Raw genomic sequence first — 26,915 nt, 5'->3', positions numbered from 1 at the left:
CCTGCCGGAGATGCTCCGGCAGGCGGGGGTTCGCGTCAGGTTCCGCCGCGCAGGTTCTCCGGCGTCTCCCCCGCAAAGGCCCGGGCAATATTCCGGGCGAAGAAGCGGTACCGCTTTTCATGGAATTTCACGCCGTCCGGAAAGCCCGCGGTGTGGGGCGTCAGAATGACATTGGGCAGCGTCCGCAGAGGGCTGTCCTCCGGCAGCGGCTCCTCTTCAAACACGTCCAGGCAGGCACCGCCGATGGTGCCGCTCCCCAGGGCCCGGACGAGGGCCGTCTCATCCACCACCCCGCCCCGGGAGGTGTTGATCAGCAGGGCGCCGGGCTTCATCTTCCCGAAGGCCGCCTGTCCCACCAGATGGCGGGTTTCCCCGTTCAGGGGCAGGTGCAGCGTCACCACGTCGCACTCCCGGAACAGCGTATCCAGGTCCGCTGTCTCCACGCCCGGCAGCGCGCCGGGATGGCGGCTGTACCCCAGAACCCGCATGTCAAAGGCAGCGCAGTACCGGGCTACCCGGCTGCCGATGGCCCCCAGGCCCACGACGCCCACTGTCTTTCCCGCCAGCTCGCCGCCGGTATAGTCCAGCAGTGCCCTGCCGTCCCGGAGGGAACGGTCCAGCGGAAGGAGGTTTTTGTACCAGCACAGCAGCATGGCCATGGTGTGCTCCGCCACTGCCGCCGCGTTCACTCCGGCGGCAGTGCACACCAGAATGCCCCGGCGGCGGCACTCCGCCAGGTCCACGTTGTCATACCCCGCGCCGGTCTGCACCATCCGCAGCCCCGGCGCCCGGTCCAGGAAGGCGCCATCCACCCGGACATGCTCCGGAATCACCGCCTCCACATCACCCGGCAGCATCTCCTCCGGGCCGATCTCCACCTGCCAGTCCGCTGGAAAGCACTTCCGTATCCGCTTTCTGGTCTCCGCCGGAAAGCTGCCGATCACCGCCACCTTCATGCCCCGCTCCTCCGCTCTCGTTCAGATGGCAAAATCATACACCCCCGGCCGGAAAAGAGCAAGCCGCCGGAAAAACGGATTTCCTCCGTTTCGTCCTTGCAGATGCGAACGCCGAGGGGCTTTTCCGCAATCTGAAAGAACCGGCAGGACTTTCGTCCTGCCGGTTCTGTTTTCCGCGGATCATCAGATCACCAGGGAGGGGGCGCTGTACACCCGGCCCGCCAGCTCCTGATTCAGCAGGTACAGGCTGCGGGGATCGTTGCCGTACAGCTTGTACTTCTTGATCAGGGAGTCGGCGTTGGTCTCCTCCTCGCCCTGCTCCTTGACAAACCAGTCCAGGAACTGCATGGCCCGGAAGTCCTTGACGCTGTAAGCGGCGTCATAGATGTCGTGGATCAGGGAGGTCACATACTTCTCATGCTCCAGACCGGCCAGCAGCGGGTCGATGGGATCGTTGAACACCTTGTCCGGCTTGGCGATGGCGTCCAGCTTGACGGCCACGCTGTTGTTCTGCAGATACTTGATGAACAGCATGGCGTGGTCCCGCTCCTCCTGGGCCTGGATGGTGTACCAGTTGCCGAAGCCGTCCAGATCGTTGTCGATGAAGTAGTTGGCCATATCCAGATACAGATAGGCGCTGTAGAATTCCTTGTTCACCTGCTGCATCAGCAGATCCTGCACTTTTTGATCCATGATAAATACCTCTTTCTCTTTTTCTTTCTCAGGGCAGCGGCGGCTGCCCTGAGGCGTGTCTGAAATCAGAAATAGCGCTTCAGCAGACCGGCGAAGGCCTTGCCGTGGCGGGCCTCGTCCCGGGCCATCTCGTGGACGGTGTCATGGATGGCGTCCAGGTTGTACTGCTTGGCCAGCCTGGCCAGCTCGAACTTGCCGGCAGTGGCGCCGTTCTCCGCCTCCACCCGCAGCTCCAGGTTCCTCTTGGTGGAGTCGGTCACCACGTCACCCAGCAGCTCGGCGAACTTGGCGGCGTGCTCCGCCTCTTCCAGAGCGGCGCGGCGCCAGTACTCGCCGATCTCGGGATAGCCCTCGCGGCAGGCCGCACGGGCCATGGCCAGGTACATGCCCACCTCGGTGCACTCGCCGGTAAAGTTGGCGTTCAGGCCGTCGATGATCTCCTTGCGGACCTCCTCGGGCACATCGGCGCCGAAGGACTTGCCCACGCCCACAACGTGCTCGGCCGCCCAGCTCATCTCACCCTTCTGCTCGCTGAATCTGGAGCCGGGAACACCGCACTGGGGGCACTTCTCGGGGGCAGTCTCGCCCTCCCAAACATAACCGCAAACCTGGCAGACCCACTTCTTCCCGCCGGTCTCCGCCGCCGGAGCAGCCGGTTCCGCCTTAGCCGCCTCGCCGCCCACCAGGACAAAGTCCTCCTTGCCGTGGTGGCAGAGGGGGCACAGGAAGTCCTCCGGCACGGTTTCGCCCTCGTAGACATAGCCGCAGACCGAACAGACCCACTGCTTTTTCTCCGCCCGCCTGGGCCGGGGCTTGATGCTGCTCTGGTAGTGGCTGTAGCTGCAGGAGGCCGCCTCCGACAGCCGCACCGCGTCCGTCAGCTCGCCCACAAACAGGATGTGGCTGCCCAGATCAAAGTGCTCCGTCACTTTGGCGGAGAGGTACATATTCGCCTGCTTCGTCAGATAGTACAGCCCGTTTTCACTGCGGGCCACATCCGCAAAGCCGCTGAACTTATCCACGTCTCTGCCGGACTGCATGCCAAACCGCTGGAACAGCGGGAACTCAGCGTCCACGGAGATGGCGGAGACATTGAACACACCGGTGTTCAGAATCATGTCGCAGGTCCTGTTCTTGCGGATCACCGCGACGGAGATGCGGGTGGGGTCGCTGGCCACCTGGATCGCCGTATTGATGATGCACCCGTTGTCCTGCCCGTCCTCCCGGGCGGTCAGCAGGAACAGGCCGTAGGTCATATTGTAAAGTGCCTTCGTATCCATAAAACCGCCTCGTTGAAAGAGGGCTGGGCAGGATTCGCTCCCACCCAGCCCGCAGCGTTTGAACCGGTTGATAATCAGAAGTAGCGCTTCAGCAGGCCGGCGAAAGCCTTGCCGTGGCGGGCCTCATCCCGGGCCATCTCGTGGACGGTGTCATGGATGGCGTCCAGGTTGTACTTCTTGGCCAGCTTGGCCAGCTCGAACTTGCCCAGAGTGGCACCGTTCTCGGCCTCAACCCGCATCTCCAGGTTCTTCTTGGTGGAGTCGGTCACCACGTCGCCCAGCAGCTCGGCGAACTTGGCAGCGTGCTCAGCCTCTTCCAGAGCGGCGCGACGCCAATACTCACCGATCTCGGGATAGCCCTCGCGATGAGCCACGCGGGCCATGGCCAGATACATACCAACCTCGGTGCACTCGCCCATGAAGTTGGCGTTCAGACCGTCGATGATCTCCTTCTGGACCTCCTCGGGCACGTCGGCGCCGAAGGACTTGCCCACGCCCACAACGTGCTCGGCAGCCCAGCTCATCTCACCCTTCTGCTCGGTGAACTTGGAGCCGGGAACACCGCACTGGGGGCACTTCTCGGGGGCAGTCTCGCCCTCCCAAACATAACCGCAAACCTGGCAGACCCATTTCTTCATAATGATTTCCTCCTTAAATATTATATTCAAATATTATCGTTTTCTGTTTTTCCTTTCGGACCTCTCAGACTGGCTTTAGTATATCGGAAAAGTCCTTGTTTGAACAGTTGCTTTCGCAACAAAGCGAAACTTTTTTTCATTAAACTCATGCATTTTCCCCGGCACAAAGGACTGCCCGGAGGCAGTCCTTTGTGCTGGGAAATGTTCGGATTATTCCTCGGCCATGGCCTTCGCCTCGGCGATGGCCTTCTCCTGGGCCGCGGGGGGGCAGTCCTCATAGCGGACGAAGTGGAACACGAAGGTGCCGCGGCTCTGGGTCATGGACCGCAGGTCGATGGCATAGCTGCCCATTTCGGCCATGGGAACCTCGGCGGTGATCACCTGCTCGCCGTCGCCGGTGGGATCCATGCCCATCACGCGGCCGCGGCGCTTGTTCAGGTCGCCGATAACGTCGCCCATGTAGCTGTCAGGCACGGTGACCTTCAGCTCGCCCACCGGCTCCAGCAGAACGGGGCTGGCCTCGGGCAGAGCGGCCTTGAAGGCCAGCTGAGCGGCGGTCTTGAAGGCGATTTCGGAGGAGTCCACGGGGTGATAGGAGCCATCGTACAGGACGGCCTTCAGGTTCACCACGGGATAGCCCGCCAGGGGGCCGTGGACGCAAGCCTCCCGGAGGCCCTTTTCCACGGCGGGGAAGAAGTTCTTGGGCACGGAGCCGCCGAACACTTCCTCGGCGAAGATCATATCATCCTGCTCGCTCTGGGGCTCGAAGCGGATCCACACGTCGCCGAACTGGCCGCTGCCGCCGGTCTGCTTCTTGTGGCGGCCCTGCTTCTGGACGGTCTTGCGGATCTTCTCACGGTAGGCCACGCGGACGGGCTTCAGCTCAGCCTCCACGTTGAAGCGGCTCTTCAGCTTGGACACCAGCACGTCCACCTGCATATCGCCGGCGGCGGAGATGACCATCTGGTGGGTCTCGGCGTTGTTGGTGACGGAGAAGGAGGGGTCCTCCTCGTTGAGGCGGGCCAGACCCTGGGCGATCTTGTCCTCCTGGCCGCGGGTCTTGGGGGCGATGGCCACGGAGTAGCAGGGCTCGGCGAAGGGGATGTTCTTCAGGGCGACCACCTTACGGGTGTCGCACAGGGTGTCGCCGGTCTTCACCTTGTCCATCTTGCCGATGGCGCCGATGTCGCCGCAGGACAGCTCCTTGACCTCCACGGCCTTCTTGCCACGCATGACGTACAGGCGGCCCAGCTTTTCGGCGGCGCCGGTGCGGCTGTTCACCAGGGGCATATCGGCCTTGATCTCACCGGACAGGACCTTCACGAAGGAGTACTTGCCGTACTGGTCGGAGACGGTCTTGAACACGAAGGCGGTGGGCACGCCGCCGGGGGAGACCACGAACTCCTCGGTCTCGCCGTCCTGACGGGTGGCCTTGTGATAGTTGCCCTCCATGGGGTTGGGCAGCAGGTCCACGATGTGGTCCATCAGCATCAGGGAACCCATGCAGTTGACGGCGGAGCCGCACAGCACGGGGAACATGGACAGCTCCCGGACGCCCTGGCGCAGGCCCTGGATCATCTCGGCGTAGGTGAAATCCTCGCCGCCGAAGAACTTCTCCATGAACTCCTCGGAGGTCTCGGCCACGGACTCCTTCAGGGCGTCGTTGAACTCGGTGATGACGTCCTCCTTGTCGGCGGGAACCTCAATCTCCACCCGCTCCAGGTTGTGCATCTCATAGGCGCGCTTGTTCAGCACGTCGATGATGCCGGTGACCTTCTTGTCGCCGTCCCAGATGGGGACCACGATGGGGGCAATCTTCTTGCCGAACCGCTCCCGCAGGGCGTCGAAGGTGGCGTTGTAGTCGCTGTTGTCCTCATCGGTCTTGGAGATATAGACAAAGCGGGGCATGTTCCGCTCCTCGCAGTACTTCCACGCCTTCTCCAGGCCCACAGAGATGCCGTCCTTGGCGGAGCAGACGATGATGGCGGCGTCGGCGGCCCGGAGGGACTCCATCACTTCGCCGGAGAAGTCGAACGCACCCGGAGTATCCAGCACGTTGATTCTGCAGCCCTTGTAGTCCAGAGGCGCCACGGCGGCGGAAATGGAAATCTTCCGCTTGGTCTCCTCGGGATCGTAGTCGCAGACCGTGTTGCCGTCCGCAGCTCTGCCCATGCGCTCAATGGCGCCGGTCATGTAAAGCAGGCTCTCCGCCAGGGCGGTCTTGCCGCTGCCGCTGTGGCCCAGCAGACAGACATTGCGGATGTTTTGTACAGAATAGCTCATGTTCGTTCCTCTCCTTAACTTCGGGTTCCGCTGTTCACCGGCAAAGCCGGAAACGAGGTCGTATTTTGGGCGTGCTCCGCCCAATGTAGAAATTATACAACAATTCAGCGGGCAATACAATCAAAATTTTGGCAGGTTCAACATTTTGGGCAGGAGGCCGAAAAAAGCCGGTGTAAATTTGTGACAGACGCAGAAAAAACAGGGGCCCGCGGGGAAAGAGAGGGGAAATTTTCCCTCCCTTCACCGCCGCGGGTCCCTGTTTTTCCGTTTTTTCTCCGGCTGAAATCGGTTAACCGCCTCAGTACCGCACCGTCCACGCCGTCAGCAGCACCACCGGCAGCAGCCACAGCAGCTGGAAGGCCAGCAGCATCAGCGGCGTCATCAGCGCCAGGGCTTCCGCGGAGCAGAGGTAGTAGGCCAGCAGCATTCCCGCGCCGCTGCCCAGCAGCGAAAGCTGGGTGCAGAGGCTGACGCCGCGGCGCAGCCGGTGGGCGCCGGCCACCGTTTCGGCGTAGGGCAGCAGGCCCTCCCGCAGCAGCAGCGCCCGGGGGCGGCCCCTTCCCTGCTCCAGCTCCGACAGCGCCAGCCGGGCGGCCAGGGGCGGATACTCCACCTTCACAGCCCGGCTGAACTTCCGCTTCAGCAGCGCCGGGGTGATGTTGGGGTCCCGGGAGGCCAGAATGGGGGTGATGCGGCTGCGGCGCAGCATCCGCAGCGCCCAGTCCACGTTCTCCGGGGGCTTGTACTTCACGGCGAACACCGCCACCAGCTGCCGGTCCACCGCCAGATACAGTCCCGTCTGCAGGTTCAGGTTGCCCGGCAGGCGCACGTCCATCTTCCGCAGGAAGGGCGCGGTGCCCAGCAGGACGCTCTCACCCCGGATGACGGCGGAGCAGCCGCCCTCCTCGTAGAAGCTGAAATCGCTCAGCTCCCGGTAGTGCCCCCCCTCGCTGCGGAGCAGCTCGTCAAACAGCCGCTCCAGGCCGCTGCCGGCGGCCCGCACCAGCGACGCGGCGTAGGACACCGCGTGGGGCACCTTTTCCCCGTAGACCTTGATGCCGTTGAGCTGCACCGAGCCGGGGGGGAACAGGTCCAGGTCCGTCAGCACCATGGTCCGGCGGCGGCTGATGGCCGCCGCGCCGCCCCAGCCCGCCAGGGCGCAGCCGCTTTTCTGCAGCTGGGCCGACAGCCGGGACCAGGGCAGGCTCCAGGACAGGGGCAGCGCCAGGGAGGCCGACGCCGCCAGAACGGCGGACCAGCACAGCAGGAAGTCCGCCCCCCGGCCCTTCCCCAGGGAGGTGAGGCCGCCGAACACCAGCGTTCCCACCAGAATCACCGGCAAAAGCGCCGTCTGCCACTTCTGGGACAGGTCATCGGCCACGCTGTCCTGATAAAAGCCCTCCACCCGGCCCCGCTGCTTTCCGGTGCCCTGGGGCAGGTCCGTCACCAGATAGGGCGGCTCCGTGGTGATGGCCGCCGCCCGGTAGGCGTCATACAATCCCTTCTCCCGCAGCACAAGGCCCCACTGGGCGCAGCACAGCGCCGCGCACACCGGCAGCGCATAGGGCTGCGCCGCCGTCCGTCCGGGCAGCAGCAGCCCGGCGGCACAGTCCCCCGCCGTCACCAGGGCTGCCAGGGAGGTCACCAGCTCCGCCGAGCACCGCCGGCGGGCCAGCAGCCGGAAGCCCCGGGCGAACACGCCCCGGCAGCACAGGTTCACCAGCGCCAGCGCCGCCAGAAACACAATGGTCTGCAATCGGGTGTCCCCGGTCCAGGCGGGGATCTCCACGCCCCGGCTATCCGCCGCCAGCAGCCCCGCCAGCAGCGCCGTGACGCACCAGGCGGCAGGCAGCATCTCCCGCCGCTTCTTCTCCGCCCGCCGGGCCTCCGAGGCCGCCTCGTCCAGAGGCGGCTCCGGGCCGATGGGTTCCTCCTCCGGCTCTTCCTCCTCCGGCTCCGGCGGCGGGGGCAGCTCCTCCGTCTCCTCCACCGGGCGGCGGGAAAACAGCCACCGGCGGGGCTTTGCCGGCGCCGCGGCCGCCTGTTCCTCCATCACCTGGTCCACGGTGCGCCCCACCATCTCCTCCATGGTGAGGGGCCGGGGCGGCGGCGGAATCTCCGGTTCCTTCTTCGGCGGAGGGGACGGCTTCCGGGGCGGCTCCGGCGCCTTCCGGGCCGGCTTCAGCTCCGGCAGGGGGACGGTGTCCTCCGCCGCCGGTTCCCCTTCCGGCTCCGCCGGCACGGTTTCCTCCGGGGCAGTCTCCTCCGGCACCGCGTCCCGCAGCAGCTGACGCTCCGTGCCGCCGCCGTACTCCGCCAGAATCTCCTCCAGGGAGTACTCCTCCCCGGCGCTGTCCGCGTCCCGGATCAGGTCCCGGGCCTGGTCCAGAACGTCGTCATATCCACTTTTTCCGTTCCTGTCGGCCATTCCCGTCTCTCCCGGTCTGTTGGTCTGCTCAGCCCATCCGCTGGCGCACTGCCTCGTAGAGCAGAATGGCCGCCGCGGCGCTGGCGTTGAGGGAGCTGATTCTCCCCTTCATGGGGATGCTCACCAGAAAATCGCAGTTCTCCGCCACCAGACGGCTCATGCCGTCCCCCTCGCTGCCGATGACGATGGCGGCGGGGCCCTTCAAGTCCGCGCCGTAGAGGGTGGTGTTGCCGTCGGCGGCGGTGCCGAACACCCACACGCCCTGCTTTTTCAGGTCCTTCAGCAGCGCCGGGATGTTGGGCACCCGGGCCACCGGCATGTAGGCCACCGCGCCGGCGGACGTCTTGCCCACCACGGCGGTGAGGCCGGCGGAGCGGCGCTTGGGGATGATGACGCCGTGGGCGCCGGCGCACTCGGCGGTGCGGATGATGGCCCCCAGGTTGTGGGGGTCGGAAATCTCGTCGCACACCACCAGCAGCGGCTGCTCCCCCCTGTCGGCGGCGGTCCGCAGCATGCTCTCCACCGTGGTGTAGGCCCGGACGGCGGCCAGGGCGATGACGCCCTGGTGGGCGTGGGTGCGGCTCATGCCGTCCAGCTTCCGCCGGTCGGCGTCCACCACCACGATGCCTTTGGCCCGGGCGGTGGAGGCGATGTGGCCCAGGGTGGCGTCGGTCTCCCCCTTCATGACATAGATCTTGTCGATGGTGACGCCGGCCCGCAGCGCCTCAATGACGGCGTTGCGGCCCTCGATGACGCCGTCGGCCTCCGCCTCCGGCAGCTTTCTCTTCTCGTTGTCCATGGTTTCTCCTTTTCCCCCTCCGCCGCCGGGCGGAGGTTTCTCACATATAGCCATCAGTATACCATAGGGCGGCGTTACAATAAAGTAAATTCACAGAAATTTCATCAAAAATCCGTCCCCCGTCCTTGTGAGCGACTGCGTTGTGTGTTATACTTCCATTACTCTGGGCGGCCCGTTTGTCCCCTTTGCCGCCCGGAAAGGAGTAATGGAATGAACCAGAACGACAACAAAAAGCCCCAGGGCGGCAAGAACGGCAGCAACATGCGGGGCGTGTTCACCCTGGTGGCCTGGGCACTGATCCTGACGGTGCTGTTCAGCTCCGCCGGAACCTACATGAACCAGTCCATGGACGCCTCCACCCAGGTGGAGGTGGATTACAGCGAGTTCAAGACCATGGTGGAGGAGGACCTGATCGAACGGGTGGAATACGACTCCGAGACGGGTCTGCTGATGATCACCCCGGACAAGGACTACGTCTACACCGACAGCGAGGGCAAGGAGTACAAGGCCGGGTCCGTGGAGTTCTACACCCACCGCTGGGCCAACGACGAAAGCCTCATCCCCCTGATGGACCAGCACGGCGTGGAGTACACCCAGCCCCACAAGGCCCAGATGCCCATGGCCCTCAGCATCCTGCTGAGCTACGTGGTGCCCTTCGCGTTTATCATGCTGATGTTCTCCCTGCTCGCCCGCATCATGGCCAAGCGGGGCGGCGGCATCGGCGGCATCGGCGGCGTGGGCAAGGCCAACGCCAAGGTCTACATGGAGAAGTCCACCGGCGTCACCTTCCGGGACGTGGCCGGCCAGGACGAGGCCAAGGAGTCCCTGACGGAGATCATCGACTTCCTCCACAACCCCGGAAAGTACACGGAGATCGGTGCCAAGCTGCCCAAGGGCGCGCTGCTGGTAGGCCCTCCGGGCACCGGCAAGACGCTGCTGGCCAAAGCCGTGGCCGGCGAGGCCAACGTGCCCTTCTTCTCCATCTCCGGCTCCGACTTTGTGGAGATGTTCGTGGGCGTGGGCGCCTCCCGGGTCCGGGACCTGTTCAAGGAGGCCAGCAAGGTGGCCCCCTGCATTGTGTTCATCGACGAGATCGACACCATCGGCAAATCCCGGGACAACCGCATGGGCGGCAACGACGAGCGGGAGCAGACCCTGAACCAGCTGCTGGCGGAGATGGACGGCTTCGACCCCACCAAGGGCATCATCCTGCTGGCGGCCACCAACCGCCCCGAGGTGCTGGACCAGGCGCTGCTGCGTCCCGGCCGGTTTGACCGGCGCATCGTCATCGACCGGCCCAACCTGGCGGGGCGTCTGGCCACGCTGCAGGTTCACACCCGCAACATCAAGCTGGGGGAGGACGTGAACCTGAAAAAGGTGGCTCTGGCCACCGCCGGCTGCGTGGGCGCGGACCTGGCCAATCTGGTGAACGAGGCCGCCCTCCGGGCCGTCCGCAAGGGCCGCAAGCTGGTGTCCCAGGAGGACTTCCTGGCCGCCTTCGAGCTGGTCATCGCCGGCACGGAGAAGAAGGGCAGCGTCCTGACGGAGTTCGAGAAAAAGCTGGTGGCCTACCACGAGGTGGGTCACGCCATGGTGGCCTATAAGCAGAAAAACACCGAGCCGGTGCAGAAGATCACCATCGTCCCCCACACCCAGGGCTCTCTGGGCTACACCCTGCTGATGCCCGAGGAGGACAAGACGGAGCTGCGCACCAAAGACGAGCTGATGGCCAAGATCACCGTGTCCATGGGCGGCCGGGCCGCCGAGGAAGTGGTGATGAACACCATGACCAACGGCGCCTCCCAGGACATTCAGGACGCCACCAACGTGGCCCGGAACATGGTGGCCATGTTCGGCATGAGCGAGGAGTTCGGCATGATGGCCCTGGCCTCCCGCCGCAGCCAGTATCTGGACGGCGGCTACGGCATGGACTGCGCCCAGGACACCGCCGCCCAGATGGACCGGGCGGTGAAGGAGATTCTGGACAAGTGCTACAAGGAGGCCGTGTCCATCCTGAAGGCCAACCGGGAGGATATGGACAAGGTGGTGGCCTACCTGCTGGAGAAGGAGACCATCACCGGCGGGGAGATGGTGGCCATCATCGAGGGCCGGGACCCGGAGCTGGAGGAGAACGCCTACGCCTCCACCGCCTCCCGCCCCGAGGGCATCGAGGCCCCCGCCAGAAAGGTCCACATGATCTCCCGGAAGATCGAGGCCCCCGCCGAAACCCCGGAGGACCCGGCAGAGGAACCGGAATCTCCCGCCGGAGAGCCGGAAGCATCGCCGGAGGACGCCTCCGACGGCCCTTCCGGAGATTCCAACCCGTAACATCGCGGAAAGGAGCGCCGTCCGGCGCTCCTTTTTTCCCTGTCCCCCGCGGCAGTGTTGCAAAGCCGGAAAAAGTGTGCTATTTTGTAGAGAATCATCTTTCAGGGAGGGAACCACCATGGATTCGCAGCGCAGAGAACAGCTTGCCTCCGGACTGGAACGTCTGGGGTATCACCGGGATTCCGACGGAACGTTCCGCATCTGTCCGCCGTTCCGGGAGCTGGAGCAGCCGGAGCTGAAGCAGATCTTTTTTGACGGCACCGGCTGGAGCCAACAGCCCAGGCAGAACTTTGACGCCCTGATGGAGCAGCTGGCCCGCCGGGAGCTGGAGGCGCTGGCCGGGCAGCTGGAGGCGCCGGAGCTTTCGCCGGAGGAGCTGGCCGGGCTGGCGCGGGTCTGCCTGCCGGTGCGGGAGTATCTGGACCGGCGCTGCCGCTGCGACATTCTGGTGGATACCGGGGACGCCGGCAGTGATTACAGTCTGAACACCCTGTCCCCCGGTTATGACGGTTCTGTGTACGGCGTGGGCTACCGGCTGTACGACAGGGCCGGCATCGTCTGGCTGACCAAGCAGCAGGGCCACACCAAGGCGGAGCTGGCCGACGCACTGCACCGGATCACCAATCCGAAGAACGGGCTGCAGGGGTATCTCCGCAGCGCCGCCTATGAGGCATGGCACGAGACCACCTGTGAAAACCAGCTCTGCTTTCTGGCGGAGATGACACTGGAGCAGGCCATGCTGATCCAGGCCGCGGTGCAGTGGGGCCGGCGCACCCGCCGGTGGAACGGCTATGTGGTGCTGGACCGCAGGGGCCGGGCCGGATTTTTCGACAGCTGGCGGGGCGGCGGCAGTCTGATGGGGCTTGCGCTGGAGCGGGATGTGAAGCTGCCCATGAAGTACATTGCCGCGGCGCTGCCGGACGCTGTGCTGGACTCCTACAATGTGTATTCCGTCTACATGGATGACTCCATGTGGGAGAAGGGGCGGGTAAAGCAGATCACCCTGCCCAAGAGATTCCGGCTGGAGATGGAAGAAATGGGCTTTGCGCCGCGGATCAAAAATAAACCGGAAGAGGGTTGAACCCGGCCACGCGGTGTGGTATACTGACAGCGGCAAGGTCGGTGGAGTATAAGTACCCCTGCGCAGGCAGGCCTGCACGGACGTCCATCTGTATGTATGCCCCCATTTTTGCGGGATGTGCGGTTTTTTAACCATAAGGATTCACTGAAGTCACGGACCGGGAAAGCGACACACCGCCTTGCTCTTTGCCGTCCGCATCAGAAGCCCGGCCTGCCCAGCAGGCCGGGCTTTCTTATACCGCAAGGATTTCCCGGCCCTGCTAACCGTGGGTTGACAAAAATCGCCCGCCGGTTGGTGGCAAATCCAACCCCCGCCGTGGTACGCTCCGGCATGAGAAAGGACGTGATCCCATGACCATCGGGCAGCGCATCGCCCAGAAGCGAAAAGAGCAGGGCCTCTCCCAGGAGGCGCTGGGGGAACGGCTGGGGGTATCCCGCCAGTCCATCTACAAGTGGGAGTCCGACACCGCCCTGCCGGAGATTGACAAGCTGGTGGCCCTGGCGAAGCTGTTCGGCGTCACCGTGGGCTGGCTGCTGGGGGTGGAGGAACCCGCCGCGCCCCAGGAGCAGCCGCCCCAGGAGCTGACAGAGCAGCAGCTGAAGCTGGCGGAGGAGATCGCGGAGCGGTACATCGCCGCCCTGCCGAAGCCCGTCCCGCCCCGGCGGAGGCGGCTGGTGAAAATTGCTGTCGCCGCGGCGGCGGTGTGCCTGTGCGGGGTGCTGATCACCCTGAACGGCAAGCTGGACCGACTGAACAGCCGCTATGACAACCTGCAGAATGACCTGCAGAACCAGATCAGCCGGGTGGACCGCAGCGTAGCCGGGCAGATCGACTCCATCTCCAACCGGGTGGAGGAGGTGCTGAAATCCCAGAACGACCTGACCGCCGACTACGGCACAGAGATTATCGGTGCGAATCTGAAAGAGGGCATCATCCAGTTTCAGGCCTATGCCGTACCAAAAACCTATGTAGAGGGTATGTCGGCGGAATTTACCACCTGCGCCGGCGGCGGAACCGCTTTTATTCCCGCCAGCCTTGGCCCCGACGGAAAATTCTCCGCCCCGTTGACCGTGCGTCTGACGGACAGCATCACCCTCTCGGTGGTGTTCACTTACCCCGACGGCACCCGGCAGACCCAGCTGCTGGACCAGTACGATGGTCTGTACACCAACAGTTTTCCCTCCAACCTGGATGTGAACGTGTATGACACCCTGTTCCTGCCGGTGGAAAACGGCGCCGTCACCGTTCCGGATCTGGAGGTCGCGGTGAGCAGCGGCAGCTCCATTGACGCCGTCAACAGCGCCGTGGGCCGGTCGGAGTTGGCCGGCATCCGGGTGGGTCTGTTCCGGAACCGGCAGCTGGTGGCCTGGGCGGAGCCCTGCGAGACACCGGGCTGGCTGGACCTGCCCCCCGACTCGGACTGTTTCCATTTCCCGGAGACGGCGGTGCCCATGTCCGGCGACGACGAGCTGCGGTTCGCCGCCGTGGTGACGGACGAATATAACCGGACGCTGGTGTTCAGCGACGTCCCCTATATCATCGGAAACCGGGACGGGCAGCAGGAACTGACCTGGCCGGACAGCTTTGACGGCATCTCCTCCCCCGATGGCTGGAAGTGGTAAAAAATTCCCCGGAGAACTTCTCCGGGGAATTTTCATCGTTTTTATGGTTCTTTTACACAGCGCACCGCCGCGATGCCGAAGCCCAGTCCGACGCAGCCGCTGAGGGCGCACACCGTCAGCATGGCGTTGACACCGCCCCAGTCCAGAATGAAGCCGGACAGGAGGCTGCCCACCACGTTGCCCAGTCCGCTGGTCAGCAGGGACTTCAGGGACTGGCCCTGCACCCGGTCCTCCGGCGCCACGCTCTCGTTGGCGAAGTAGGCGTTGGCGGGGGTGAACAGTCCGTAGCCGAACAGCTGGATGGGCTGCACCAGCAGCAGCATGGTGAGGCTGCCGGAGGCCATGAACAGCAAGGGCTTGAGAATCATGAACACGATGGACAGCAGCAGAATCCGCTGGCTGCTCATCCGCCGGCGGAGCCACTGGAACACGAAGGCCGCCGGCAGCTCCGACGCCGCCATCAGGAACAGCGCCAGACCCAGGTCGCCGCTGTCGCCGCCCTTGGCCTCCACCATGTTCACCAGGAAGCTGACAATGGGCATCACCGCCACCATGCCGAAAAAGCAGCCCGCCAGCATCAGCGAGAAGGGCTTGTTGCTCCGCAGCAGCTGCCAGGCGGAATGGGGCCGGGCCTGCTCCTCCCGGGGCGGCAGCGCCTCCTTGGGGAAGGAGGGAAACAGGGCGCAGAAGCCGATCATCACCAGCTGCAGCGCGAAGTGGATCAGCAGCGCCGACTGGACCCCCAGCCGCTGCGTCAGCTGGCCCTCCACTACGCACACCACCGCGTAGGAAAAGGCTCCCAGACCCCGGCCCAGACTGTAGGGCACGTCCATGCCGGTGTTGATATACTGCATGGCCATGGAGTCGATGATGGGGTAGGAGTTCAGCTCCAGCACGCCCAGCAGCAGGAAAATCAGCAGCGTGGGCGCAAACGCCGGGCGGGTCCAGTAGAACAGCAGGTTCAGCGCCACCGCCGGCGCCATCAGCGCGGCGAACAGCCACTTCAGGGACACCTCCGGGTGGCGGTCCGCCCAGTTGCCCAGGATGGGCTGGCACAGAATGCCCGACAGGCAGGACGCCGCCATGAAAATGCCGGCCTGTCCGCTGGTGAAGCCCCGGTCCAGCACGATGGCGGTCTGGAAGCCGTTGAAGGACCCCAGCATCCCCCAGAAGCCGATCTGCATCCGGTAATAGCCCCAGCTCACCTGTCTGATATCCGGCATCCGGCTCACAGCGTCCCCTCCTTGTCCGTCAGCAGCCCCAGCAGAGGCTCAAAATCCACGCCCTCCCGCAGCGGGAGATCCTCCGCCACCGTCCGCTCCGCGCAGGCCCGGATAAACTCCGACGCCTGCCGGGCCGCCTCCCCCAGGGAGGCCCCCTTCACCAGCGCGCCGGTGAGGACGCTGGCGAAAATGTCGCCGGTGCCCAGCAGCGGATGGGCACCGAAATCCGTCTGGATGGTCTCCAGACTGCCGGAGCGGGCGTCATAGCACAGCGCGCCGGTGCGCCCCGGCGCCTCCGACACCCCGGTGAGGGCCACGGACCGCTTCCCGTTCCGGCTCAGCAGTTCCGCCGCCCGGCGCAGCCGGTCCGGGTCCTGTCGGCCGCCGGGGCGGAACAGAGAACCGTAGTCCCAGCCCAGCAGCAGCGCTGCCTCCGTCAGGTTGGGGGTGACGACATCCGCCAGCTCCGCCAGTTCCGCCATTCCGGCGCACAGCTCCGGGGTGTAGGTCTGGTAGATGGAGCCGTCGTCCCCCATCACCGGGTCCACAATCACCCGGGTCTCCGGCGTCCGGAAGGTGCGGATGAAGTCCGCCACAATGCCGATCTGCCGCCGGCCGGCCAGAAAGCCGCTGTAGATGGCGTCAAACCGGAGGCCCAGGGACGCCCAGTGGCGGGCCGCCTTAGGCATCTCCTCCGTCATGTCCAGGAAGGTAAAGCCCTCGAATCCGCCGGTGTGGGTAGACAGGAAGGCGGTGGGCAGGGGGCAGCACTGAACCCCCATGGCGGACAGGACGGGCAGCGCCACCGTCAGGGAGCAGCGGCCGAAGCCGGACAGGTCATGGATGGCAGCCACCTTTGGCGTCGCCATGTGAATCCCCCCCTTTCTGCAAAGTCAGCTTATTCTATCGCAAATTTTCCTATTGTTCAAGCCCGAAGGCCGTGATATAATGAATGTCACATCTGCCGGCGTGCAAAGCCGGCAGACACGGAAGCTTCCCGCTTCCGGCCCCCGGTTCCGAAAATGAAATACGCGCCTGTGATGGAATTGGTAGACATGCGAGATTTAGGTTCTCGTGCTTTTAGCGTGTGGGTTCGAGTCCCTTCAGGCGCACCACGTCGTCGCGGACTTCGTATCGTTCGCGACGACTTTTTATTTTAGTCTCTGTCCGAGATGAGTATTGGTGAGCAAAAAATATACATTTTTACAGATAATTATGCATAAACAGAATTGCTGCTGACATAAAAAACTATATTCCCTTACAAAAACAATTTTGTGGGGGTACTTTATGTCTGATTTTAATTCAACTTATAATGATATTCATAAACAAATTGCTATTGCTGATTTCACAGACGAGCAAATCCAAGAGTTAATGACCGCTCTGCAAATAAAGCGGAGTGCCAAATCCAAACTGACAAAGGAAGAAAAGGTATTCTATCAATGTTGCAGAGAACGGAGAAGTTATGCCCAAAACCAAGACTTGGATACTGTTGTCTGCCCTATTTGTGGTTCTGTCAAAGTTATCAAGAACGGAACAAGAACTGGCAGACAGAGATACTTCTGCAAGGATTGTCAAAAGACATTTGGAGATACCAACGGCACAGTTGCCTTTCGCTCCAAAATGTCTATTGGCAAATGGATTGAGTTTATCAAGTTGACCTTACAAGGTGAGAGTTGCCGTACCATAGCCAAAAATCTCCGTATCAACAAACAGACAGTATTACACAACAGATATAGGATATGTGCTGTTCTCCATCAGTTTGTCAGCAATCAGGACGATTTCAGAAGTTTGGCAGAGAGTGACGAGTATTACTATCCCTTGTCTTTCAAGGATATAAAAGACCCTATGTTCTTCTTGGGTACACTTGGCAGAATGCCATACACCCATAGAAAGTTAGATAAGAAACTTGAATATGTTGAGAAACAAGGATTTGATACTGAGTTCTTGCATTCCCTCCACAAAAATGCAAAGTTGGATAGAAACGAGTTGCTGAACTTTGTTGAAAAAGATGATTTGCAGTCACAAGAGAAGTTCTCTAATGCCCTAAACCGTATGGATACAGAAAAAGTCATTCAAGTCCTAAAAACTCTGAACGAACAGCAGAAGAAAAAGAGGGGTATCAGCAATCAGCAAGTATGCTGTCTGTCTTGTGTGGACAGGGATAAAAACCACTTTTTGCAGACTGTTTGTGTCGGCAGAATACAGCCAACTCATATCGAACAAGCCCTTGTCACTCACTTCTCAAAAGACACTGTTTTGGTTACAGACAGCCACAGAGCATATAAGACGGTAGCCAACAAGCATAAGATACCTTTAAAGCAAATCCCAAGTGGAAAACATACAAGCGGTGGGTACAGTCTCGGTCATATCAACGGCTACCACCACAACATTAGTGATTTTATGTATCTGTATCACGGTGTTAGTTCCAAGTTCCTCGACTACTATTTGGCTCTGTTCTATTGGATTGAAAAGAACAAGGACAAATCCTATCTTGACCAAGCCTATGATATTATCACTCTGTTATCCAATCAGACGAAGAAAATACCGCTTGCCAAGTTTAAGGACAAGCCGATTTCCTTTGACTTGAAAGGGCTTTTAGGCTAAAAAAAGTTTAAATTTCGTTTTTGGAATGAGACAAATAGACCGAAGTATGCTATAATATAGCCATCGTTCGGAACTTTTTACTGTTCTTTTCGTCTATACAGACAAAGAAACAGTTAGACAAACTTGAATTAGCAGGGTAAAGAGTATGAAAAAAAGCAAATTGTTTTTATTGACATATATATCAGTTGTGTTTTTCTTTTTGGTGCTTTTGGGACTCATTTTTGGCATAGCAAATGATTGGAGGTTTGTCTTGGGGTGGCTCTTCTGGATTTCTTTTTGCACTCCAACGCTTGTAATCACAACATATTTTCTGAAAGAAGACCCCGCACTCATTGAACGAAGAGTCATTCCGCAGGAAACAAGGCCGAAACAGATAATAGGTCAAAGCATCGCGGGGGTGTTGTTTATTGCTTTGATTGTTATTCCCGTGATTGATTATCGAAACAAATGGAGCACTTTGCCATTTGCTGTTTCGCTAATAGCCGATATTTGTGTCGTTGCTGGTTTTGTCATTGTATTCAAAGTTTTCAAAGAGAACACTTTTGCCTCGCGTGCGATAGAAGTGATGGACAATCAGAAGGTTATCAAGTCTGGAATATACTCAAAGGTGCGTCATCCAATGTATTTAGGCGCTGGATTAGTCATTCTGGCAACACCTTTTTCTTTGGGTTCTTTGCTCGGAATACTTATTGCTTTACCACTAATCATTGTAATTGTTTTCAGAATTATGGATGAAGAAAAAATGTTAATGGAAGAGTTGGACGGGTATTGTGATTACTGCAACGAAACAAAATACAGGCTTATTCCTTATGTTTGGTGAGTAATACAGCTTCCAATTTGTTGAACTGAATAGTATATCCCATAGGAGGAGCAAGGTCGATACACCTTGCTCCTTTTCATTGGGCATTCATAAAAAATGAATAAAAAGGTCAGTTATACACACCAATACTTATCTCGGACAGAGACTTATTTTAAAAAGTCATCGCTCATTCACTCCGTCGCTCCTCCTTTCCAACCGCGATCTGCTCCGCTGGGTTCGCGGTTGGGTTGTGTGCGGAGCGGGAAGTCAATACCTCGAAAGTCTTCATGCTTTCCAAACAAAAAGCAGCTTGCATGGCAAGCTGCTTTTGTTTGGTGCAAGTTTCGCCGACGGAGAAACTTCCGCTGCGGCGGGGGGCAGGGCGACGTGTTTACAGCCGCTCCGCCGCCGGGACGGGAACCGGGCGGGCGGCCGCCCTCTCCTCCGCCTGTTTTCCCGGCCGGAAGCCCCACTTTTTCAGGCAGTGGAAATAGGCTGGAAACAGGAACAAATCCGCCATGATCCAGGCGGCGGGGCTGGCGAAGCACACGGCGGTGAAGCCCAGCCAGGGCACCAGGCACACGCCGAATACACCCCGGGCCGCCATTTCCAGCACCCCGGCGGCAACGGCCAGGTTGGAGTAGCCCATGCCCTGGATGGTAAAGCGCAGCAGGTTCACAAACAGCAGCGGCACGTAAAACAGGGCGCTGGCCAGCAGATACCGGCGGCTCAGGGCCAGAATCTCCCCGGCGGAGGCGCTGCCCGCCTCCAGAAATAGTCCCGACAGGTTTCCGCCCCACAGGTACAGCACCCCCAGAATCACCACCGAATAGACGGTGCCGATGAGGGCGCAGTCCTTCACCCCGGCGTGGATGCGCTCCGGCTTGCCGGCGCCCAGGTTCTGCCCGGCGAAGGTGGCGGCGGCAGTGCCGATGGCGTCAAAGGGGCAGCAGGCGAACATTCCCACCTTGCTGCCGGCGGTGACGGCGGCCATGGCCACGGCCCCCAGGCCGTTGACGGCGGTCTGCAGCAGAATGCTGCCGATGGCGGTGATGGAGTACTGCAGGCCCATGGGAAGGCCCATCATCAGAAGCCTGGCGGCGTATCGCCGGTCCGGCCGCAGGTCCGCCCCGCTGAGGCGGAGCACCGGAAAGCTCCGGGCCATGTACCACAGGCACAACAGCCCGGAGATCAGCTGGCTCAGCAGCGTGGCCCAGCCGGCGCCGGACACTCCCATCCCCAGCGCCACGATGAAGGCCACATCCAGCGCCACGTTCAGCAGGCTGGAGAAGATGAGAAACAGCAGCGGCGTCCGGGAATCCCCCAGGGAGCGGATGATGCCGGACAGCAGGTTGTAGAGCATGGTGGCCGGGATGCCCAGAAAGATCAGGAAAATATAGCGGTAAGCGTATTCAAAGGTATCCGCCGGGGTGTGCATCCAGAGGAGGGTCCGGCGGCACAGCAGCGTGGTGGTCAGGGTGATGAGCAGGGCCAGCACCGTCCCCAGCCAGATCATGTTGCCCACGTACTTCCGCAGCCCCGCCTCGTCCCGCTGGCCGTACTTCTGGGCCACGGGGATGGCAAAGCCGGAGCAGATGCCGCTGCACAGCCCCAGCACCAGAAAGCTGATGGCACCGGTGGAGCCTACCCCTGCCAGCGCCTCCACCCCCAGGTATTTGCCCACCACCAGGGTGTCCACCATGCTGTAAAACTGCTGGAACAGCATCCCCAGCAGCACCGGCAGCGTAAACGCCGCCAGCAGCTTCATGGGGGAGCCGGAAGTCAGGTCTTTTCCGCGATTGTCAGCCATAAGGGTCCTCCGTACTTCATCGAAATCGCACAAAATCGTAGCACCAGCTTTGGAGAATGTCAACAATGCCAATTGCACAATCTTCCCCGCTGCCGGGGCCGCCGCTTTCAGCAGTTCCGCAGAGGCGGTTCTTTCCCCGCTCCGCCGTAGACAGCCGGACATTCTTATGGTAGAATCCAGATGTAAAAACGAGAAGGAGGTATTTTCCATGTACCTGAAAGATACCCACAAGATCTGGCTGGCCACCGGAAGCGCTCCCATTTACCTGGAGCCCTCCATGGCCAACCGCCACGGCCTCATCGCCGGCGCCACCGGCACCGGCAAAACCGTCACGCTGAAGCTGCTGGCGGAGTCCTTCAGCGACATGGGGGTTCCCGTGTTCCTGGCGGACATCAAGGGCGACCTCACCGGCATGTGCGCCCCGGGCAAAGAAAACAAGCACATCCGCCGCAGCATCGACACCATGGGCCTGACGGACTTCAGCTACGTCTCCTATCCGGCGGAGTTCTGGGACGTGTACGGAAAGCGGGGCCTGCCGGTGCGCACCACCATCTCCGAAATGGGCCCGGAGCTGCTGAGCCGCCTGCTGGGGCTCAACGAGACCCAGAGCGGCGTGCTGCGGATTGTGTTCCGCATCGCCGATGACCGCCGGCTCCTGCTGCTGGACCTGAAGGACCTGCGGAGCATGGTGCAGTACGTGGGCGACAACGCCAAGGAGTACAAGCTGACCTACGGCAACATCTCCTCCCAGTCCGTGGGCGCCATCCAGCGGGCGCTGCTGGAGCTGGAGGACGAGGGCGGCGACATCTTCTTCGGCGAGCCGGCACTGGACCTGGCGGACTGGGTGGCCTGGGCGGAGGACGGCCGGGGCGTTATGAACATTCTGGAGTGCCAGGAGCTGTTCCAGCACCCGCTGCTGTACGCCACCTTCCTGCTGTGGATGCTGTCGGAGCTGTATGAAATGCTGCCGGAGGCCGGCGACCTGGACAAGCCCAAGCTGGTGTTCTTCTTTGACGAGGCCCACCTGCTGTTCAAGGACGCCCCCAAGGCGCTGGTGGAAAAGGTGGAGCAGGTGGTGCGGCTGATCCGGTCCAAGGGCGTCAGCGTGTGGTTCATCACCCAGAACCCCTCCGACCTGCCGGACAGCGTGCTGGGCCAGATCGGCAACCGGGTGCAGCACGCCCTGCGGGCCTACACCCCCAACGACCAGAAGGCCCTCCGCTCCGCCGCCCGGTCCTTCCGGGCCAACCCGGCCTTCGACACCGAGGAGGCCCTGCAGGCCCTGGGTGTGGGCGAGGCGCTGGTATCGGTGCTGGACGAGAAGGGCGTCCCCTCCGTGGTGGACCGGGCCGCCATCCTGCCGCCCCGCAGCTCCATGAGTGCCGTGGAGGACGGGACGCTGCGCGGCGTCATCGACGCCAGCCCCCTGCAGGAGAAGTACGCCGAGATGGAGGACCGGGAGTCCGCCTACGAGGTGCTGACGGAGCTGCGGGAGCAGGCGGAACAGGAAGCCGCCAAGCAGGCGGAGCGGGAGGCCCGGGAAAAGGCCGCCCGGGAGCGGGAAAAGGCCCGTGCCGCCGCCCGGCCCGCCCCCAGAACCACCTCCTGCTCCCCTGCCCGGACCACTTCCTCCCGGAGCACCTCCTCCCGGCGGCGGCAGACGCCGCTGGAGAAGGCGGTAAACTCCACCGCCAACACCATCGGCCGGGAAGTGGGCAAGCAGATCGTCCGGGGGCTGTTCGGCACCTTCCGCCGCTGAAAATTTCCCCAAAAGCCGCAAAAGAGCCGCGGACCCACGGGTCCGCGGCTCTTGTCTCACACCTTGATGCCCTGACAGGTCAGGTACTTGAAGCCCAGGAAGGATTTCAGGCCGAAGGTGACGGTGTCCTCCACCTTCAGCGGCAGGGGCGGCAGCAGCACGTCCCCCTCCTCCGTCTCCACCCGGCGGTAGCGCTTTTCCGTCAGGAAGTGGGCCTTCGTCTTCTCGTCCGCCAGCCGGACGTGGAACTCCGTCACGTCCAGGTCCGTGTGGTTAATCTCCACCAGCTCCACCAGCACGGTGGTCCGGCTCCGCTTGCTCATGTACTCCCGCAGCTGAGGGGTATACTGAAATTTCATGGCCGCCTCCTCTCAGCCCTCGCCCAGCACGTAGGGCAGGAAATAGCGGATCTGCTTTTTCCACCAGGGCCAGTCGTGGTTCACGTCATAGCCCCAGTAGTCCACCCAGGCGTGGATGCCCTTGCGCCGCAGCACCTCGTCCAGCCGGCGGGTGCCCGCCAGCAGCTGGTCCTCCCAGGCCCCCTGGCCCACGCAGATGACAATCTTCCGGCGGTTGTACAGATCGATGTAGGGGTGGTCCGCCGGCATGTTGGCAATGCTGGCGCAGGGATCGTTGGCGTACACCACCTCGTCCATGTACCCGCCGTACATGTCCTCCGTGTCATAGAGACCGGAGAGGGCGATGAGGCTGTCAAAGATATCGGGCCGGCGGAAGAAGGTGTTTCCGGCATGGTAGGCACCCATGGAGAAGCCCGTCACCAGCAGGTCCTGCCCGGTGCCGTTGATCTCCCGGATGCAGGGCACCAGCTCCTCGGTGATGTAGCCGAACCAGGCCTCATGGCGGCGCACCCGGCCGCAGGGGTCCTGCCCCTTGGCGGAGACGCTCTCGGCGTCGATGGTGTCCGCGGTGAACAGCTGGAGCCGTCCCCCCTCCAGATAGTCTCCCAGGGTGTCCAGCATGCCGAAGCCCTCCCAGTCGAAGAACCGGCCGTTCTGGCAGGGATAGACCAGCACCGGCTTGCCGCCGTGGCCGTAGACCTTGAACTCCATGTCCCGGCCCAGCCGGGGGCTGTATTCCTTATGATATTCGGTGTGCACCGCAGATCAGCTCCTTTTCAGGGGTTTTTCCTGTGTTTTGGGGGTATTCTACCACAAAAACGGCATCAGGGCAAGCACACCCCTTGCAAACCGCCGGGCATCAGGGTATAATTTTGCTGTAAAGTCCTGAAGAAGAGAGAAGGATCATCATGAATTTTGTGTTTGTTTCCCCCAACTTCCCGGAGGCCTACCGCTGGTTCTGCATCCGGCTGAAGGAAAACGGCGTCAACGTGCTGGGCGTGGGCGACTGCCCCTATGACCAGCTGCACCCGGACCTGCGCTCCGCCCTGACGGAGTACTACAAGGTGGATACCCTGGAGAACTATGACCAGGTGCTGCGGGCCCTGGGCCACTTCACCGCCAACTACGGCAAAATCGACTGGGTGGAGAGCAACAACGAGTACTGGCTGGAGCAGGACGCCCAACTGCGGACGGACTTCAACATCTCCACCGGTCTGAAAGCCCACGAGATCGGCCGCTACAAGAGCAAGCAGGCCATGAAGGAATACTACAAAAAGGCGGGCATCCCCTGCGCACGGTGCCTGCCGGTGACGGATCAGGCCGCCGCCCTGGCCTTCACCCATGAGGTGGGCTATCCCGTGGTGGCCAAGCCGGACAACGGCGTGGGCGCCATTGCCACCTACAAGCTGAAATCCGACGATGACGTGGCGGCCTTCTTCCGGGACAAGCCCGACGCGGCCTATCTGATGGAGGAGTTCGTCCCCGGCGTGGTCACCACCTATGACGGCGTGTGCAACTCCAGAGGCGAGGTGCTGTTCGCCGCCAGCCACATCACCCGCAACTCCATCATGGACATGGTGAACGAGCACGTGCCCACCTACTACTACGTGGACAAGGACGTGCCCGCCGACGTGGAGGCCGCCGGCAAGGCCACCCTGAAAGCCTTCGGCGCCTCCAGCCGCTTCTTCCACCTGGAGTTCTTCCGCCTGACGGCAGACAAGCCCGGCCTGGGCAAAACCGGCGACATCGTGGCCCTGGAGGTAAACATGCGCCCCGCCGGCGGCTTCACCCCCGACATGCTGAATTTCAGCCAGAGCGCCGACGTGTATCAGATCTGGGCGGACATGGTGGCCTTTGACGAGCTGCGCCACCGCTACGACGGCCCCCACAGCTACTGCGTCTACGCCGGCCGGCGGGACGAGAACCACTACGCGCTGACCCTGCCGGAGCTGCAGCAGCGCTGCGGCGGCCACGCCAGACTGTTCACCCGGATGCCTGACGCCCTGGCGGGCACCATGGGCAACCAGGTGGCCATCGCCTGCTTCGACACCATTGAGGAGGTGGACGAGTTCGTCCGCACCGCCTTCGAGCTGGCCTGACACCCCGGAAGCATCCCCGCCTGCCTCCCGGCAGGCGGGGATTTTTTCCGTCCCGGCAGGAAAAAACGCTTGCGGCGGGAAAAAATTTGTGCTAAAAAAGAAGTTGCCGTGTAGCCGACGCAAAGCGTGTGACGCTCCCAGGGAGGGAGGTCACGCGCTTTTTTCTTTTGGCAGGCGGGTCGAAACAGAAAGAAAACGGAGGAAAAAGCGATGCCCAAAACGAAAGCCCAGGGGGTCCTGTTCGGACTCATCATGTCCTATGCCATGGCCTACGGCATGGAGATTTACAACGTGGCCATCAAGGAGGGGGTCCACATGACCGCCGGAGGTCTGAGCAACATGACCAACCCGGTGTTCTGGGACGCCCTGAAGGAGGCCTCTTACATGGGGCTGCTGGTGTTCCTGTTCTCCAACCTGTGGGGCAACCGGCTGGGGGCCGCCTTCGCCGCCCGGCACTGCGATCCCCGCCGGGACAACCCCTACCTCTGCCGGCTGCTGCGCCAGGCGGGCACGGTGGCGGTGATGTGCCCCACCATGAGTCTGGCGGCGTCGCTGCTGTTCAACGTCTGCCTCGCAGGCGCCCCCATCACCCAGCTGCCCGCCATCTGGGTGGGAACCCTGCTGAAGAACTTCCCCATGGCCTTCTTCTGGAACATGTTCGCCGCCGCGCCCTTTTCCCACTGGCTGTTGGGAAAGCTGTGCCCCACCCACTGAAAAACTTCGTAGAATTCGCGCCCGCAGGCGCGAAAAAAGTGAAATCCGTTTTTCCCGGCGGCGTGTACGTCGGGAAAAACACTTCTCGGCCCACAAGTGTGCGAGCTGGCTGCCATAAGCAGGCAGCGAGTGCGCGCAGCGGGCCGCGGTCCCCTATTCTCCAAAGCGGCAAAGCCGCTTTGGAGAACGCAAAAAAGCCGCCGCAGGGTTTCCCTGCGGCGGCTTTTGCTCACCGGTCCGTCCGCTTGCCGTAGCGGATGTCCTGAATATCGTAAGGGGTGGTCTGGTAGACGAAGTAATTCAGCCAGTTGCTGTACAGCAGGTTGGCGTGGGCACGCCAGGACACAATCGGCTCCTGCTGGGGGTCATCAAAGGGGAAGTAGTTCTTGGGCAGGGCGATGGGCTTCCCCGCCGCCACGTCCCGCAGATACTCCTGCTTCAGGGTGTCGCCGTCATACTCCGAGTGGCCCATGATGAAGATCTGCTTGCCGCCCTTGGTGAACACGGCGTAGATGCCCGCCTCCGCCGAGGAGGCCAGAATCCGCAGCTCCGGCACCGCCTCCACGTCCGCCCGGCTGACGGTGGTGTGGCGGGAGTGGGGAACGTAAAAGCTGTCGTCAAAGCCCCGGAACAGGATGGACTGCTTGTACTCCACGTTGTGGCGGAACACGCCGAACATCTTCTCCGGCAGCTCCCGCTTCTGGACGCCGTAGTGGTAGTAGAGGCCCGCCTGGGCGCCCCAGCAGATGTGGAAGGTGCTGTGGATGTGGGTTTTGGTCCACTCCATGATCTCACACAGCTCCTGCCAGTAGTCCACCTCCTCGAAGGGCATCAGCTCCACCGGCGCGCCGGTGATGATGCAGCCGTCGAAGGTGCGGTCCTTCACGTCGTCAAAGGTCTTGTAGAACGCCTGCAGGTGCTCCGGCGGCGTGTTGGTGGGCTCATGGCTCCTGGGGGCCACCAGCTCCAGCTCGATCTGCAGCGGCGTGTTGCCCAGCAGCCGGGACAGCTGGGTCTCCGTCTGGATTTTCTTGGGCATCAGGTTCACCAGCAGGATCTGCAGGGGGCGGATGTCCTGGCTGATGGCCTGGTCCTCCGGCATGACGAAGATATTCTCCCGGTGGAGGGTCTCCACTGCCGGCAGGTTGTTGGGAATCTTAATGGGCATGTCAGTTCACCTTCTCCAGTGCTTGCGCAATATCGGCAATGAGGTCGGCGCTGTTTTCCAGGCCGCAGGACATCCGCACCAGTCCCGCGGGGACGCCGGCGGCGGCCAGCTGCTCGTCGGTCATCTGGCGGTGGGTGGAGGTGGCGGGGTTCAGGCAGCAGGTGCGGGCGTCGGCCACATGGGTCTCGATGGCCGCCAGCTTCAGGTGCTTCATGAAGGCCTCCGCCGCGGCGCGCCCGCCCTTCAGCTCGAAGGACACCACCCCGCAGCCG

22 protein-coding genes, 1 tRNA gene and 1 pseudogene are annotated in these 26,915 nt (G+C 62.0%); 9 read left to right on the top strand and 15 right to left on the bottom strand.

The window, feature by feature from the left end; all coding sequences use genetic code 11:
• Positions 1-35: 35 nt before the first annotated feature.
• From SOX55_RS06255 to rlmB, 8 genes and pseudogenes are all read right to left on the bottom strand, one after another.
• Entirely contained in the window at positions 36-956 is a 921-nt protein-coding gene (locus SOX55_RS06255) for an NAD(P)-dependent oxidoreductase (protein WP_325286582.1), read from the bottom strand.
• Positions 957-1,139: 183 nt separating this feature from the next.
• The gene (locus tag SOX55_RS06250; RefSeq protein WP_325286585.1) at positions 1,140-1,652 is read right to left on the bottom strand and encodes a ferritin; all 513 of its coding nucleotides are present in this window, start codon (positions 1,650-1,652) and stop codon (positions 1,140-1,142) included.
• Between the two features lie 62 nt (positions 1,653-1,714).
• Positions 1,715-2,332 (bottom strand): NADH peroxidase, encoded by a 618-nt coding sequence (locus tag SOX55_RS06245; protein ID WP_325286584.1) that lies wholly within the window; start codon positions 2,330-2,332, stop codon positions 1,715-1,717.
• Between the two features lie 18 nt (positions 2,333-2,350).
• A pseudogene (locus SOX55_RS06240) lies at positions 2,351-2,905 on the bottom strand (flavin reductase); the annotation flags it as partial.
• 98 nt (positions 2,906-3,003) lie between these two features.
• Entirely contained in the window at positions 3,004-3,567 is a 564-nt protein-coding gene (locus tag SOX55_RS06235) for an NADH peroxidase (RefSeq protein ID WP_325286581.1), read from the bottom strand.
• A gap of 210 nt (positions 3,568-3,777) precedes the next feature.
• Positions 3,778-5,850, bottom strand: a complete 2,073-nt coding sequence (locus SOX55_RS06230; RefSeq protein ID WP_325286580.1) for an elongation factor G — start codon at positions 5,848-5,850, stop codon at positions 3,778-3,780.
• A gap of 298 nt (positions 5,851-6,148) precedes the next feature.
• The gene (locus SOX55_RS06225) at positions 6,149-8,278 is read right to left on the bottom strand and encodes a hypothetical protein (protein ID WP_325286579.1); all 2,130 of its coding nucleotides are present in this window, start codon (positions 8,276-8,278) and stop codon (positions 6,149-6,151) included.
• A gap of 28 nt (positions 8,279-8,306) precedes the next feature.
• Positions 8,307-9,077, bottom strand: coding sequence for a 23S rRNA (guanosine(2251)-2'-O)-methyltransferase RlmB (rlmB, locus tag SOX55_RS06220; protein ID WP_325286578.1), 771 nt, complete (start codon positions 9,075-9,077; stop codon positions 8,307-8,309).
• Between the two features lie 210 nt (positions 9,078-9,287).
• On the opposite strand from rlmB, the gene ftsH reads away from it, so the two are divergent.
• From ftsH to SOX55_RS06205, 3 genes are all read left to right on the top strand, one after another.
• The gene (gene ftsH, locus SOX55_RS06215; RefSeq protein WP_325286577.1) at positions 9,288-11,405 is read left to right on the top strand and encodes an ATP-dependent zinc metalloprotease FtsH; all 2,118 of its coding nucleotides are present in this window, start codon (positions 9,288-9,290) and stop codon (positions 11,403-11,405) included.
• A gap of 118 nt (positions 11,406-11,523) precedes the next feature.
• Entirely contained in the window at positions 11,524-12,486 is a 963-nt protein-coding gene (locus SOX55_RS06210) for a hypothetical protein (RefSeq protein ID WP_325286576.1), read from the top strand.
• Positions 12,487-12,836: 350 nt separating this feature from the next.
• Positions 12,837-14,108 carry a helix-turn-helix domain-containing protein gene (locus tag SOX55_RS06205; RefSeq protein ID WP_325286575.1) on the top strand — a complete coding sequence of 424 codons (1,272 nt, stop codon included), beginning with the start codon at positions 12,837-12,839 and terminating at the stop codon, positions 14,106-14,108.
• 41 nt (positions 14,109-14,149) lie between these two features.
• Here SOX55_RS06205 and SOX55_RS06200 read toward each other — a convergent pair whose 3' ends face one another.
• Positions 14,150-15,331, bottom strand: coding sequence for an MFS transporter (locus SOX55_RS06200; protein ID WP_325286583.1), 1,182 nt, complete (start codon positions 15,329-15,331; stop codon positions 14,150-14,152).
• A 5-nt stretch (positions 15,332-15,336) separates the two neighbouring features.
• Positions 15,337-16,200, bottom strand: coding sequence for a pyridoxamine kinase (locus SOX55_RS06195; RefSeq protein ID WP_325286574.1), 864 nt, complete (start codon positions 16,198-16,200; stop codon positions 15,337-15,339).
• 162 nt (positions 16,201-16,362) lie between these two features.
• Here SOX55_RS06195 and SOX55_RS06190 point away from each other — a divergent pair.
• From SOX55_RS06190 to SOX55_RS06180, 3 genes are all read left to right on the top strand, one after another.
• Positions 16,363-16,446: transfer RNA gene (locus SOX55_RS06190), tRNA-Leu, on the top strand.
• Between the two features lie 172 nt (positions 16,447-16,618).
• Positions 16,619-17,935: an IS1595 family transposase gene (locus SOX55_RS06185; RefSeq protein ID WP_325286573.1), complete on the top strand. Its 1,317-nt coding sequence runs from the start codon at positions 16,619-16,621 to the stop codon at positions 17,933-17,935.
• 145 nt (positions 17,936-18,080) lie between these two features.
• On the top strand, positions 18,081-18,755 hold the full coding sequence (locus SOX55_RS06180; protein ID WP_325286572.1) for a methyltransferase family protein: 675 nt from the start codon (positions 18,081-18,083) through the stop codon (positions 18,753-18,755).
• 370 nt (positions 18,756-19,125) lie between these two features.
• Here the strand turns inward: SOX55_RS06180 and SOX55_RS06175 are convergent, their stop codons facing one another.
• Positions 19,126-20,544, bottom strand: a complete 1,419-nt coding sequence (locus tag SOX55_RS06175) for an MATE family efflux transporter (protein ID WP_325286571.1) — start codon at positions 20,542-20,544, stop codon at positions 19,126-19,128.
• Positions 20,545-20,752: 208 nt separating this feature from the next.
• On the opposite strand from SOX55_RS06175, the gene SOX55_RS06170 reads away from it, so the two are divergent.
• Positions 20,753-22,303 carry a helicase HerA-like domain-containing protein gene (locus SOX55_RS06170; RefSeq protein ID WP_325286570.1) on the top strand — a complete coding sequence of 517 codons (1,551 nt, stop codon included), beginning with the start codon at positions 20,753-20,755 and terminating at the stop codon, positions 22,301-22,303.
• A 56-nt stretch (positions 22,304-22,359) separates the two neighbouring features.
• Here SOX55_RS06170 and SOX55_RS06165 read toward each other — a convergent pair whose 3' ends face one another.
• Together SOX55_RS06165 and SOX55_RS06160 are read right to left on the bottom strand one after the other, a co-directional pair.
• The gene (locus SOX55_RS06165) at positions 22,360-22,662 is read right to left on the bottom strand and encodes a hypothetical protein (protein ID WP_325286569.1); all 303 of its coding nucleotides are present in this window, start codon (positions 22,660-22,662) and stop codon (positions 22,360-22,362) included.
• Between the two features lie 12 nt (positions 22,663-22,674).
• Positions 22,675-23,421, bottom strand: a complete 747-nt coding sequence (locus SOX55_RS06160) for an esterase family protein (RefSeq protein WP_325286568.1) — start codon at positions 23,419-23,421, stop codon at positions 22,675-22,677.
• Positions 23,422-23,570: 149 nt separating this feature from the next.
• Here SOX55_RS06160 and SOX55_RS06155 point away from each other — a divergent pair, with 149 nt between their 5' ends.
• Together SOX55_RS06155 and SOX55_RS06150 are read left to right on the top strand one after the other, a co-directional pair.
• Positions 23,571-24,761 carry an ATP-grasp domain-containing protein gene (locus SOX55_RS06155; protein WP_325286567.1) on the top strand — a complete coding sequence of 397 codons (1,191 nt, stop codon included), beginning with the start codon at positions 23,571-23,573 and terminating at the stop codon, positions 24,759-24,761.
• A gap of 210 nt (positions 24,762-24,971) precedes the next feature.
• Complete coding sequence (locus SOX55_RS06150) at positions 24,972-25,475, top strand: hypothetical protein (RefSeq protein ID WP_325286566.1); 504 nt, start codon at positions 24,972-24,974, stop codon at positions 25,473-25,475.
• Positions 25,476-25,704: 229 nt separating this feature from the next.
• On the opposite strand, the gene metA is transcribed toward SOX55_RS06150, so the two are convergent.
• Entirely contained in the window at positions 25,705-26,643 is a 939-nt protein-coding gene (gene metA, locus SOX55_RS06145; protein WP_325286565.1) for a homoserine O-acetyltransferase MetA, read from the bottom strand.
• Between the two features lies 1 nt (position 26,644).
• Positions 26,645-26,915 (bottom strand): PLP-dependent transferase (locus SOX55_RS06140; RefSeq protein ID WP_325286564.1); only part of this gene is annotated, 271 nt, incomplete at its 5' end.

Origin of the sequence: Dysosmobacter sp. (genome assembly GCF_034093755.1) — a bacterium.
Lineage (GTDB): Bacteria > Bacillota > Clostridia > Oscillospirales > Oscillospiraceae > Oscillibacter.
Note: the sequence above shows the minus strand (reverse complement) of the source record. Positions and strands in the feature narration are given on the sequence as shown.

Excerpts from the sequence above, each read along its gene's own strand:
- SOX55_RS06255 (WP_325286582.1), bottom strand. The coding sequence starts at position 956 with ATGAAGGTGGCGGTGATCGGCAGCTTTCCGGCGGAGACCAGAAAGCGG.
- SOX55_RS06235 (WP_325286581.1), bottom strand. The coding sequence starts at position 3,567 with ATGAAGAAATGGGTCTGCCAGGTTTGCGGTTATGTTTGGGAGGGCGAG.
- SOX55_RS06230 (WP_325286580.1), bottom strand. The coding sequence starts at position 5,850 with ATGAGCTATTCTGTACAAAACATCCGCAATGTCTGTCTGCTGGGCCAC.
- SOX55_RS06225 (WP_325286579.1), bottom strand. The coding sequence starts at position 8,278 with ATGGCCGACAGGAACGGAAAAAGTGGATATGACGACGTTCTGGACCAG.
- rlmB (WP_325286578.1), bottom strand. The coding sequence starts at position 9,077 with ATGGACAACGAGAAGAGAAAGCTGCCGGAGGCGGAGGCCGACGGCGTC.
- ftsH (WP_325286577.1), top strand. The coding sequence starts at position 9,288 with ATGAACCAGAACGACAACAAAAAGCCCCAGGGCGGCAAGAACGGCAGC.
- SOX55_RS06210 (WP_325286576.1), top strand. The coding sequence starts at position 11,524 with ATGGATTCGCAGCGCAGAGAACAGCTTGCCTCCGGACTGGAACGTCTG.
- SOX55_RS06205 (WP_325286575.1), top strand. The coding sequence starts at position 12,837 with ATGACCATCGGGCAGCGCATCGCCCAGAAGCGAAAAGAGCAGGGCCTC.
- SOX55_RS06200 (WP_325286583.1), bottom strand. The coding sequence starts at position 15,331 with ATGCCGGATATCAGACAGGTGAGCTGGGGCTATTACCGGATGCAGATC.
- SOX55_RS06195 (WP_325286574.1), bottom strand. The coding sequence starts at position 16,200 with ATGGCGACGCCAAAGGTGGCTGCCATCCATGACCTGTCCGGCTTCGGC.
- SOX55_RS06185 (WP_325286573.1), top strand. The coding sequence starts at position 16,619 with ATGTCTGATTTTAATTCAACTTATAATGATATTCATAAACAAATTGCT.
- SOX55_RS06180 (WP_325286572.1), top strand. The coding sequence starts at position 18,081 with ATGAAAAAAAGCAAATTGTTTTTATTGACATATATATCAGTTGTGTTT.
- SOX55_RS06175 (WP_325286571.1), bottom strand. The coding sequence starts at position 20,544 with ATGGCTGACAATCGCGGAAAAGACCTGACTTCCGGCTCCCCCATGAAG.
- SOX55_RS06170 (WP_325286570.1), top strand. The coding sequence starts at position 20,753 with ATGTACCTGAAAGATACCCACAAGATCTGGCTGGCCACCGGAAGCGCT.
- SOX55_RS06165 (WP_325286569.1), bottom strand. The coding sequence starts at position 22,662 with ATGAAATTTCAGTATACCCCTCAGCTGCGGGAGTACATGAGCAAGCGG.
- SOX55_RS06155 (WP_325286567.1), top strand. The coding sequence starts at position 23,571 with ATGAATTTTGTGTTTGTTTCCCCCAACTTCCCGGAGGCCTACCGCTGG.
- SOX55_RS06150 (WP_325286566.1), top strand. The coding sequence starts at position 24,972 with ATGCCCAAAACGAAAGCCCAGGGGGTCCTGTTCGGACTCATCATGTCC.
- metA (WP_325286565.1), bottom strand. The coding sequence starts at position 26,643 with ATGCCCATTAAGATTCCCAACAACCTGCCGGCAGTGGAGACCCTCCAC.